At 42.6% G+C, this 7,823-nt stretch carries 5 protein-coding genes and 1 tRNA gene; 4 read left to right on the forward strand and 2 right to left on the reverse strand.

The features are described from left to right. Nucleotides 1-4 precede the first annotated feature (4 nt). Nucleotides 5-80 (forward strand) — tRNA-Ala (locus H524_RS0111355). Between the two features lie 801 nt (nucleotides 81-881). Beyond that, complete coding sequence (locus H524_RS0111360) at nucleotides 882-2,216, forward strand: TolC family outer membrane protein (protein WP_027940290.1); 1,335 nt, start codon at nucleotides 882-884, stop codon at nucleotides 2,214-2,216. Between the two features lie 249 nt (nucleotides 2,217-2,465). On the opposite strand, the gene hldE is transcribed toward H524_RS0111360, so the two are convergent. Next, on the reverse strand, nucleotides 2,466-3,899 hold the full coding sequence (gene hldE, locus H524_RS0111370; RefSeq protein ID WP_027940291.1) for a bifunctional D-glycero-beta-D-manno-heptose-7-phosphate kinase/D-glycero-beta-D-manno-heptose 1-phosphate adenylyltransferase HldE: 1,434 nt from the start codon (nucleotides 3,897-3,899) through the stop codon (nucleotides 2,466-2,468). Nucleotides 3,900-4,348: 449 nt separating this feature from the next. Here hldE and H524_RS0111375 point away from each other — a divergent pair, with 449 nt between their 5' ends. Both H524_RS0111375 and H524_RS15625 read left to right on the forward strand, forming a co-directional pair. Further along, complete coding sequence (locus H524_RS0111375; protein WP_027940292.1) at nucleotides 4,349-5,764, forward strand: MFS transporter; 1,416 nt, start codon at nucleotides 4,349-4,351, stop codon at nucleotides 5,762-5,764. Nucleotides 5,765-6,087: 323 nt separating this feature from the next. Further along, nucleotides 6,088-6,555, forward strand: coding sequence for a rhodanese-like domain-containing protein (locus tag H524_RS15625; RefSeq protein WP_084281770.1), 468 nt, complete (start codon nucleotides 6,088-6,090; stop codon nucleotides 6,553-6,555). A 187-nt stretch (nucleotides 6,556-6,742) separates the two neighbouring features. On the opposite strand, the gene H524_RS0111390 is transcribed toward H524_RS15625, so the two are convergent. Next, nucleotides 6,743-7,823: IS630 family transposase (locus tag H524_RS0111390; protein WP_027940293.1), on the reverse strand; the 1,081-nt coding region annotated here is incomplete at its 5' end.

Here is a 7,823-nt window from a genome sequence, read left to right on the forward strand (position 1 = left end):
ATGTGGGGGTATAGCTCAGTTGGGAGAGCATCTGCTTTGCAAGCAGAGGGTCTACGGTTCGATCCCGTATACCTCCACCATACTTCAAGACCTTAACTGGTCTTTTTTTTATATCTTTATGTTGTATCTAGTCAATAGCAACAAATCCCTACCATATCTACATTCCACCAATTCTCCCGTCCTCTATCTTCAATCCTAGGCAACATATTCGTTATAAGCTGCTGCAGCTACAGCTACATGTAAACATTCGCAATTACAAAATTTTTGTCTCAAGATACATACATCAATGTCGGTAAAAATGATAGAATAGACCACGCTCATATAGCAGTTAATACCTTTATATAGGGCGTTTTCATATTGTTTTGGCAAAAGTTGACTTAACATGCCACTCATTAAATCGGACAATTTTATCTAACAAGTTGTACTATATTATCATTCAACTCTTTAGAGCGTCTTAGCTACATTGATTTGTAGCCTCTTTTATGTGTTTCGATTTAAGGTTTAGCATGCCCAATAGTTAGCCAACCTCATCTAGAAAACACCATTTGGTGCAAAATTACATAGATTGAGTGGGTTTTATCGGTTAACCTGCAAGTTGTGTTAAATTGCCAATGTTATCCGAGCTGCTAGATTTATGATAGGCTCTTAGTATATTGGCCACTTGCCTTATTACTTAAAGGACTAGCAAGATTTAGCTGCTAAAACCATCTATATGTGGCATGCATATGCCAAGCTAATTCATAGCAAAGGGACATGTACTATTATTAATATAGGCTAGTCTTAGACTCATGTAGTGCAAACAAGTGTAACAATGCACGTCACTTATCAAGTCAGGTGCACTAAGCTGTGACTTGATGGTATTGAAGATCAGGGTTTATTAAATGCGATTCAAAGTCGGAATGTTAGCAATGGCACTAGCAGGTGTTTTATCTACCTCAGGTGCTCAAGCAGAAGATCTCTTAGATATCTACAACGAGGCTTATCAAAAAGATCCTGTTGTTCTTCAAGCTAAGGCTGAAAGAGACCGTGCCGTAGCGGCTATTGATGAAGCTACAGCAGCGCTACTACCACAACTGTCAGCTACTGGTAGCTATACTTACAAGCGTACCGATCCTGCTGGTAACAATAGCCAGTCATATAACACTAGCACTACTTCAGGTTCTATCGATTTATCTCAGGCTATCTGGCGTCACAGCTCATGGGTAAACCGTGATATCTCCACTAAGAATGCTGCTCGTCAGGAGCTTATTTACGCCAATGCCCAGCAGCAATTAATCTTACGTGTCTCCACTGCTTACTTCTCAGTATTAAACGCTGTGGATACCGTTAAGTTTGCTAAGGCCAATCAGGCTGCTTTAAAGCGTCAGCTTGATGAGGCTACCCGTCGTTTCCATGTAGGTCTGATTGCAGAGACCGACCAGCTTGAAGCACAGGCTGCTTATGATCAGGCTACTGCAGAAGTTATTTCTGCTGAGAACGTACTCATTAACTCCTACGAAGAGATTCGTAAGTTAATTGGTCGCCAGGTAACTAACTTAAATGAGCTCGACGCAACTCGCTTTAGCCCAATGCCTGTTACCAAGACTATTAATCAAATCATCGCAGAGGCTGAGAAGAACAACCTAGGTCTCCAAGCTAGCATCGTAAGCCGTGATATTGCCAAGGATACCGTTAAGCTTGCTATGACCGGTCACGAGCCTACTTTAGACCTCAAGGGCTCTGTTGGCATTGTAGACAATGACTACTCAATTGAAGGCGCTGGCTTTACCGAGGGTAAGACCAATAACGCTCAGGTAGGTGTTGCTCTTAATATCCCTATCTTCTCTGGTGGCGCAGTTTCCTCACAGGTTTCACAAGCTGAGCACAGCTATGTTGCAGCATCTGAGGCATTAGAACTAGCTCACCGTACTATGATTTCTGATGCTAACAATAACTACAACAACGTACAGGCTGCTATTTCTTCTGTACGTGCCTACATGCAGACTGAAAAGTCAGCTCAGAGTGCTTTAGATGCAACTCAGGCAGGTTATGATGTTGGTACCCGTACTATTTCTGACGTGTTAACCGCTACTCAGAAGCTCTACTCTGCAAAGAAGAGCTTATCTGCTGCTCGTTTTAACTTCATCATGTCACGTTTACAGCTCTTATATACTCAGGGCGATCTGACCATGAGCGACCTGCAGCAGGTTAACACTGGCCTTAAGAGAGCCAAGTAATTTTATAAAAAGATCAGCACGATCTTGTTTATCTGTGAGGCAATTGCATGAGCCCAAGCTTGCTCATGCATCTTTGAATCAAAGATCTTAGCCTCAAAAAAAGGGGAGCCCCTGTTCACAGGAGCTCCCCTTTTTTATCGCCTGAATATATCAGCGCCCGCACAGCAGGCGCATTTTAATACTGCGCCTCCATAGCCAAGCTAGCGTTCGCTAGCTTAACTTAGGTTGGCAAGCCTGCTTTGCTAAAGTTTAGGCTTGGCTTTGAATCTTCTTAACGATATTGCTTGTTGAGCAATTGTCGACGAAGTTTAACACCTTAACCTTGCCGCCATTTTCAAGCACTTCTTTGTGGCCTGCAATCTGCTCAACCTTGTAATCACCACCCTTTACTAAGATATCAGGCAGAACACGAGCAATCAGACGTTGTGGAGTGTCCTCGGTAAATGGAACTACAAAGTCGACACAGCCTAAGGCTGCAAGCACGTCCATACGATTCTCTAAAGGCACGATCGGACGGGTTGGGCCCTTAAGACGCTGTACAGACTCATCAGAGTTAACTGCCACAATGAGAGCATCACCAAGAGCGCGAGCCTTTTGCAGATAATCTACATGACCACGGTGCAGAATATCAAAGCAGCCATTAGTCATAACTACACGCTTACCTTTCTGCTTTAAGTGGGCAACTTGCTCAACTAACTCATCTTCAGTAACTACACCTGAATGCATGCAGCTACCGTAACGAGATACGACTTCATCTTGCAGCTCAGATGGGGTAACAGTTGAGGTACCTAACTTACCAACCACAATACCACCAGCGTAGTTAGCAACAGCACAAGCAGTTGGCAAATCACAGCCACTAGCAAGGCAGGCTGCTAAAGTAGCAATTACGGTATCGCCCGCACCAGTTACGTCGAACACTTCACGAGCATATGTTGGAATGTGCAGAGCACTCTTGCCTGGCACAATTAAAGACATGCCATCTTCACTACGGGTAACTAAGAGTGCGTCTAAACCTACATCCTTGATGAGCTTTAATGCCTTACGCTCTAAATCCTCATCATCCTTAACCTTACCCACTACTGCCTCAAATTCAGACATGTTCGGGGTTAACAGATGAGCACCTGCATAACGGCTAAAGTCAGTACCCTTAGGATCAACGAGTACGCGAATGTTACGAGAGCGGCACTCCTTAATCATGGACTGAACAGAGCTTAATGCGCCCTTACCGTAATCAGAGCAAATAACGACATCGGTGTCACGTAAAGACTGACGCAGAGTTTGCATCAAGTGGCCCTGGTCTACACTTTCATAGCCCTTTTCAAAGTCAACGCGTAAGAGCTGCTGATGACGGCTTAAAATACGCAGCTTGGTGATAGTAGGAAGATTTTCTTCTTCTAAAAAGCGTGGCTCAATATTCTTTTGCTTGAGCAGATCCTTTAAGACTCCGCCCTGCTCATCTTTGCCTACGATACCGATAATGTCACAGTTGATACCTAACGCTGCTAAGTTTAAAGCTACGTTGGCAGCACCACCGGCACGATTCTCATAACGTTCTACATTGACTACTGGCACTGGAGCCTCAGGAGATATACGGCTAGATGAGCCATACCAATAGCGATCGAGCATTACATCGCCAATAACGGTAACTCTTCCACCAAAGTCAGGTACCTTGTTAATCTCCATGGATCCCCCTGTTAAGAGTAGTCAAAATGTCATTTGCTGAGTGATTGAGCACATCTATAGTCACTACAAGCACTGCTTGCGATTAACTATAACAGCGCAATGATATCAGAATTTGCCAATTATCCTGTATAGCTTTGTGTTTTTCAGTATCTTAGCTTAAGATTATGTTCGTACTTAGGCACTCATAGCCCATACAAAACCCCACTCTTATTCTTTTAGCTTGTAGGCATCATGTAACCTTCACTACCACTATCTAAGTGCAGCACAGCATAAGCTATTTATAGCTTCTAACTGATGATAGCTACTATGTCTAACAAGATTAAATATCGTGACTTAACGTCCTTAAGTTTAGAGGGTAACCTCTTGAGAGTTTTGTATGCTATCGCTTGGGATTAATGAGTGTGTGCCACTAAACAGGCAGTACCTATCATAGGCCTTATGGATACCTTATGTTAAGCAATACCGAAAAATACAAAGATCTCGCCTTGCGTCCTCTATCACGCGCGGTAATCGTAGCAGCCATGGGTATCATCTTTGGCTTTGACATCGCCTCGGTATTCTTAAATCAAGGCTTTCTATCGAGCCTCTATTTATTAGTTGAAAGTCAAAGCGATATAATCATTGGCAGCTATATATTAGGCCTGCTTTTTGGCACTTTCGTCGCTGGCTACATTACTTACGGCTCTGGTAGAAAGCTGAGCATCATAGTTTCCTCAACTGTAGGATCACTTGCCATCCTCGCCTCTTTTGTAGCTCCAAATTTATCTACCCTGCTTTGTGCTGAATGGGTTATTGGCTTTTGTTTGGGTCTGTACCTAACCTCAGCCTCTTTGTACATCAATGAGATTATGCTGCCGAGAAACCGCGCCTTATCGTTGATGTTAGTACCGTTCTTTGTCGTCTTTGGCAGCATCATTGCAGCCATTTCCTATCAAGGTATTCCGGGCAAGCCGCTAATTTCTTTTGTAATTCTCTTCCTTATCAATATTCTGCTCATTACCTTAGCGGTCTTTAAACTGCCTGAGTCTCCTCGTTACTTAGCCGTAGCAGGTTCTTCTGATGCAGCTTTATCAGTCTTATTTAACTTACGCCAAGAGATGAGCTTTGCCGCCCGTGAGCTTGCAGAGATCAATGAGTGCTGCCGTGGTGAAACCCGTGGTATTGAGTTCTTCTTACAAAATACTAACTACCGCCGCCTCCTAGCATTCTTATGCTTTACTGCCTTCATGTTCAATTTAAGCGGCGTAACTATCATCCCATACGTACTTATTAACAAGCTCTCGCCTACTTTGTTATGCACCGATAACTCACAGTGCTTTTACACCTTTGAAAGCTATGTCATCTACACAGCCATCATTGCCGCGTTTATTAGCGTACTCTTGTTCTTATTCTCATCAGAAAGATTACGCCGTCGCTCTTTAGTACTCACTGGTGGTGTAATTTCAGCTATCTTCTTACTCATTGGCTCTTTAGCTACCTTACTTGACGATAGTGCCCTCAAAAACTGGATTATGAGCATCTCATTTACTGGCTATATCATTTTCAGCTTTGGAGCCTACGCTATCTTCATCTTTGTAATTAGCGTTGAGCTAATGCCTATTCGTGCTCGTGAGTTTGGCTATGCTGCTGTCTTAGTTTCAAACAGCACCGGCATTCTCTTTTGTATTCAAACCTATGAGCCAGCTCTGCACCGCTTTGGCTTTACCGGACTACTGTTCATGTGCATAGCCTCAACGCTGCTAGCACTTTATCTTATCTACTGCTTATTACCTAGCTCAGGTAAACAAAAGCTCGAGATGATCGAAAACCGCATCATGTCAGCGCCATCATTTAGCCGCATTGTTAGTTACCATGACGAACGCTAGCGCAAGCTAATCTAAAGCTTAGCTAATCTAAGCTAATCTAAAACTTAGCTAATCTTCAAAGCTCGCTCCATCCGAGCTTTGAAGATCCTCATAGCACCTTTTGCCATTTCTTCAGCGTCAATCGCATCAACGCGCATCAAAATGAGAATCATTAGTAAGAGTTAGCTAACCATGTAGCTAGAGTCTTATAATGCACCACATCGTCCACATATATTCAAGATTTTTTGTGTGTTGCAGCTATGATGGTCTATATTACTTTGCTATGACCCGTTCGATGTTTATCTGCACTAGCTTCACACAATAGATTTTTAGGACTTGTTCTCATGAAAAGGCTATTACAAGTATTTACTATCGGAGCAGCTTTAATGTTTCCATCTTTCAACGCAATTGCCAGCGATGATCTTCTTTCAGGTTTTTCATTTGACCAATCACCAGCTGACCTAAAGCAGAACAAGGCTAACGCTATCATTGAAAAGGGTGCAGCAATTGTTATTGACGTGCGTACTCCTGAAGAATTTGCACAAGGACATGTTGTAGGCGCATACAACATCCCATTAGATGGCCTGCTTGATGATGAGAAGCTGCCATTACTTAAAGAGAATGACACCCCAGTACTGCTCTACTGCCGCTCTGGTCGTCGCTCTGGTCTTGCCATGTACCACATGTCAAACGCTGGCTATAAGAAAGTCTTCAACATGGGTGGTGTAATTACTTGGGAATATGGCCTTACCTCTGAGCCAACTCAAAAGAGCTTTGAGCAAGCTATCAAGGACATCAAGCCATTAGACTAGTCTCAAGCTAGCTTTGATGCTTATCTAAAAGCTAAAAAAGCCGCTCTGGTCATACCACAGCGGCTTTTTTAGTGCCCAATCAAATGGCTAGGCTACAAACTCAATGCCCAAACGCTACGCTATTGCTAGCGATCATATAGCGCTTCGCTATTGCTAGTAGTATGTTTCATAAATACGGTACTCGAGATTAAACATCTAACTCATCGAGTTTGTATCTCCATCTAGAAACCATTGGAGCCTCATTTATTAAATCAATATATGCCATTATGCGAGAAGATAACTCTTCTTTACTTTTAACACGCATACCACAAAGGAGGACTTGTGATAGTTTTCCAATCCACCCTTCAATCATGTTTAGCCATGAACCGTGTTTTGGAGTGAAAACAAACTCAAATCTGTTAGGAACACTTTCTAAGTATGCCATGGTTTCTTTAGAGGAGTGAGCTCTATGGTTATCTAAAACAATCTTTATAAGCTTTCCTTTTGGATACGTGCTGTCAAGAAGTTTAAGATGCTCTATGAACTCAAAGCTTCTATGACGCTCACGAACAAGTGCTGTTATCTTGCCTGATACAAGGTCAATGCTCGCAAGAAGCGAGAGTGTTCCATGTCGCTTGTACTCATAATCTCTTGAGGTAAAGCCATGTTTTAAATTGGGATTTCTATCTTCATGTATATTGGACAAAGCCTGCATACCAGTCTTCTCATCAAAGGAGACATAGTAGCAATCATCAGTTAAGCCTTGCTCAATTGAAAGACTAACTTCCTTGTAGAGCATGAGAACGTTCTTCATTTTTTCTTCGAACATCTCATCAGTTCTTACAAGATAGTACTTAATCTTGTGCGGCTTTATGTCACTCTTGTTGAGAATTCTCCAGACAGTCGATTTTGATGCATTACTCAGCTCTGGATAGTTATTTTCCATACAGTGTTTTCTGACATGCTGCTTAAGCAAATCAATTGTCCACAGTTCATGAGGATAACCATATGCTGTTGGCTTGTTGCAAGCTAAGCCTATAACATAGCACTTCGCCTCATCCGAGATTGAAACCGGTCTTCCGGAACGCTCTAGATCGCTCCAGCATGATGAAAGCCCGTGCTTTAAGTACTTGTTTATGACAGTATGTACAGTTTTACAAGTTACATGTACTTCATTGGCTATGTCTTTTGGAGATTTGCCAGAATTGGCTAATGAGAGGATTGTGGCATTCCTAAAGGCTGTGTGTGTCTGGTTTCTTTCTCTCAGAACTTTAGCAACATCATCTGCT

Source organism: Anaerobiospirillum succiniciproducens DSM 6400 (assembly GCF_000482845.1).
Lineage (GTDB): Bacteria > Pseudomonadota > Gammaproteobacteria > Enterobacterales > Succinivibrionaceae > Anaerobiospirillum > Anaerobiospirillum succiniciproducens.